The organism is Pseudomonas sp. CH235 (assembly GCF_004368175.1).
Taxonomy (GTDB): domain Bacteria; phylum Pseudomonadota; class Gammaproteobacteria; order Pseudomonadales; family Pseudomonadaceae; genus Aquipseudomonas; species Aquipseudomonas paraglycinae.
The window spans coordinates 1-3,306 of record NZ_RRZJ01000059.1; the positions used below are offsets into that span (position 1 = coordinate 1).

Below are 3,306 nucleotides of genomic sequence, written 5' to 3' on the forward strand. Positions count from 1 at the left end.
ATATCGAAGCTCTGCGCAATCATCTGCAAACCCGGTTGCCGCAAGCGCTGATCCCGGCGGCTTACGTGCGACTCGACACCTTGCCGCTGACCGCCAACGGCAAACTCGACCGCAAGGCCTTGCCGGAACCGGATCAAAGCGCCTGGCTCAGCCGCGAATACGAAGCCCCGCAAGGCCCGGTGGAAACCGCGCTGGCGCAGATCTGGGCCGAGGTGTTGAAACTGGAGCAGGTCGGACGCCACGACAACTTCTTCGAACTGGGCGGCCACTCGTTGCTGGCCGTGAGCCTGATCGAACGCTTGCGCCAGATCGGCCTCAACACCGACGTGCGCGTGCTGTTCAGCCAGCCGACTCTGGCTGCATTGGCTGCGGCAGTAGGGAGCGGTCGCGAAATCGAAGTGCCGGCCAATCGCATTCCTGCCGACTGCACCCGCATCACTCCGGAGTTGCTGAGCCTGACCGAGCTGGATCAGGCCAGCATCGACCGGATCGTGGCCAGCGTGCCGGGCGGCGCCGCCAATGTGCAGGACGTTTATCCGCTGGCGCCGTTGCAGGAAGGCATTCTTTACCATCACCTGAGCGCCGCCGAGGGCGATCCCTACTTATTACAGTCATGTCTGGCCTTTGCCAGCATCGAGCGCCTGCGCGCTTTTGCCAACGCCTTGCAAAAGGTGATTGCGCGCCACGACATCCTGCGCACCAGTCTGGTTTGGGAAGGATTGCCGAGCCCGCAGCAAGTGGTATGGCGAGAGGCCGCGCTGGCGGTGCAATCGGTCGATTTGAGTCCGCTGGATGGCAATATCCTCGATCAGTTGCGCGCACGCTTCGATGCCCGGGATTATCGCCTCGACCTCGGTCAGGCACCGCTGATCCGTCTGGTGTATGCCGAAGATCCGCTGCATGACCGTGTGGCAGGCGTGCTGTTGTTTCATCACGTCGTGCTGGATCACACCGCGCTGGAGGTGGTTCGCCGGGAAATGCAGTTGTATCTGCCGGGGCAGGTTGAGTCTTTGCCGCCCGCCGCGCCCTACCGCAACTACGTCCATCAGGCCCGCCAAGGCATCAGCGAGGACGAACACGAAAGCTTCTTTCGCGAGATGCTCGGTGATATTGACGAGCCGACCCTGCCATTCGGCTTGCAGGACGTACAGGGCGATGGCCGCAACATCGAGGAGCATTCGCTGGCGCTGCCAGTGGAATTGAATCGGCACCTGCGCCGCCAGGCGCGGCAATACGGGGTCAGCGTCGCGAGCCTGTTTCATCTCGCCTGGGCGCGGGTGCTGGCGGCGACTTCCGGACGCCGGGACGTGGTGTTCGGCACCGTGCTGCTGGGGCGCATGCAAGGCGGCGAGGGCGCGGATCGGGCTTTGGGGATGTTCATCAACACCTTGCCGCTGCGCGTGGAAGTTGACGGGCAGAGTGTGAGTGAAGCGGTTCGCACGGTTCATGAGCGGTTGGCGGCTTTGCTGGGACATGAGCATGCGTCGCTGGCACTGGCTCAGCGTTGCAGCGCCGTGGCCGCCCCTTTGCCGTTGTTCAGCGCGGTACTCAACTATCGGCATGGCGGCCACGACGCTGCGCGAGTGCCTGTTGATCCGGTCTGGCAAGGCATCGAATTCCTGGCCCAGGACGGGCGCACGAATTATCCGTTGACCCTGAGCATCAACGACCGGGGTGATGGCTTCAATCTGTCGGCACTGACCCCGGATCATGTGGGGGCGCAGCGGGTCTGCGAGCTGATGCACACCGCTCTCACGGAGCTGGCGACAGCGTTGGCCGACAACCCCGGACAGGCCTTTGAACGTCTCAACGTGCTGTCAGCGGCGGCGCGCGCGCAGCTGCTTGGCGACTTCAACGCGAGCACGTCGGTTTACCCGTCAGCGCAAGGTGTTCATCGTCTGTTCGAAGCGCAGGTTGCGCGCACGCCGGAGGCCGTGGCGGTTCAGGCCGGCACGCAGCGCCTGACGTTCAGGCAATTGAACCAGCGCGCCAATCGCCTGGCCCATCATCTGCAGGGGATGGGTGTTACCACCGATACGCGAGTGGCGATCTGTCTCAAACGCAGCCCGGACATGCTGGTCGGTTTGCTGGCGATCCTCAAGGCCGGCGCCGCCTATGTACCGGTCGACCCGGCTTATCCACCCGAGCGAATCGCTTACATGCTGGCCGACAGTGCGCCGAGGGTGTTACTGGTTCGCGATGTAGCTTTGCCGAATCAGGCTGGCGTACCTGTGATTGATCTTGCCCATGAGACCTGGCAAGACCTGTCGGTTGCTGATCCGCAGGTCGCCGATTTTACGCCGGACAACCTTGCTTACGTGATCTACACCTCGGGCTCCACCGGCCAGCCGAAAGGCGTGATGGTCGAACACGCGACCTTGGAAAACCTTGTGCACTGGCACGCCGAAGCCTTTGACTTGCACGCCGGCAGCCACACCGCCAGCGTGGCCGGGTTCGGTTTCGATGCCATGGCCTGGGAAGTCTGGCCGGCGTTGTGCGTCGGCGCGACGTTACACCTGCCGCCGGAATCGGTGAGCAACGAGCATCTGGACGAACTGCTCGACTGGTGGCGGGCGCAGCCGTTGCAGGTGAGTTTCCTGCCAACTCCAGTGGCCGAATATGCGTTCAGCCGCGAACTGCAACATCCGACCCTGCGCACCTTGCTGATCGGTGGTGACAAGCTGCGTCAGTTCAATCGCGAACAGACTTTCGCGGTGATCAACAACTACGGCCCGACCGAGGCCACGGTGGTCGCCACGTCCGGCCCGGTGGAGGTCGGCCAGCCGCTGCACATAGGTCGGCCGATGGCCAACGCCCGAATCTATCTGTTCGATGACCAGCAACGTCCGGTGCCAGTAGGTGTCACGGGCGAGTTGTACGTCGCCGGCGCTGGGGTGGCGCGGGGTTATCTGAACCGTCCCGATCTGACCGCTGAACGCTTCCTGAATGATCCGTTCAACGAAGGGCGCATGTACCGCACCGGCGACCTCGCGCGCTGGCTGGCGGACGGCAACATCGAGTACCTGGGCCGCAACGACGATCAGGTGAAACTGCGCGGCGTGCGGGTTGAACTGGGGGAAATCGAAGCGGCGCTGGCCAGCCATCCGGCGGTACAGGACGCAGTAGCGCTGGTGCGCGACGGGCAATTGCTGGTGTGGTTCACCGAGCGAGCGCCGACCGATATCGAAGCTCTGCGCAATCATCTGCAAACCCGGTTGCCGCAAGCGCTGATCCCGGCGGCTTACGTGCGACTCGACACCTTGCCGCTGACCGCCAACGGCAAACTCGACCGCAAGGCCTTGCCGG

1 protein-coding gene is annotated in these 3,306 nt (G+C 63.5%); it reads left to right on the top strand.

From position 1 onward, the window contains the following. On the top strand, positions 1-3,306 hold a 3,306-nt coding region (locus tag EIY71_RS28350), incomplete at both ends, for an amino acid adenylation domain-containing protein (RefSeq protein ID WP_256661114.1).